General features: G+C 39.6%; 1 protein-coding gene. It reads right to left on the reverse strand.

The annotated features are described in order from the left end of the window. Positions 1 to 377 (reverse strand): IS3 family transposase (locus tag A3757_RS06660; protein ID WP_068739335.1); only part of this gene is annotated, 377 nt, incomplete at its 3' end. Between the last annotated feature and the right edge of the window lie 191 nt (positions 378 to 568).

Consider the following 568-nt stretch of genomic DNA (forward strand, 5'->3'; position numbering starts at 1 on the left):
ATACGCTTCTTATCTGCTTTGCGCTCTGCAGCTTCCTGTTTCTTACGCTGAGCCTCAGTCATATTGTTGTTAATACAAGATTGTTTCCATTGCTTCACCTGATCAGGGTACAGCCCTTTTTCTCGGCAATACTCACTTAGCTCTATCTCCGACATCATGGCGGTTTCCAGAACAATTGAAAACTTTGCTTCTGGAGACCAGTTATCTGGACTACTACTTTTTGTCACACTTGAACCTGGTAATTGAAATTTATCTCGCCAGGAAGACAAGGTGGATAGGTTTATGTTTTCCTGGGCTGAAAACGTTCTTAATGATAACCCACTTTCAAGCCACTTCTTAACAATGGCTTCTTTAAACTCTTTTGAATAATGCTTCACTCATATTCTCTTACCGCCTCCTATTCAATTATTAAAAATTAACAGAGGCGACAACTATCCTGACACAGGGGGATATTGCTGAGCAGGTTGATATTTGACGTTTTGAATTGATGAAATGAGAGGCTGAGATTGAAACAAATATTATTAGGTTTGACGGTATTACTATGCTTATCAGCATGTAGCAACCAAGC

This window comes from Oleiphilus sp. HI0117 (assembly GCF_001635235.1).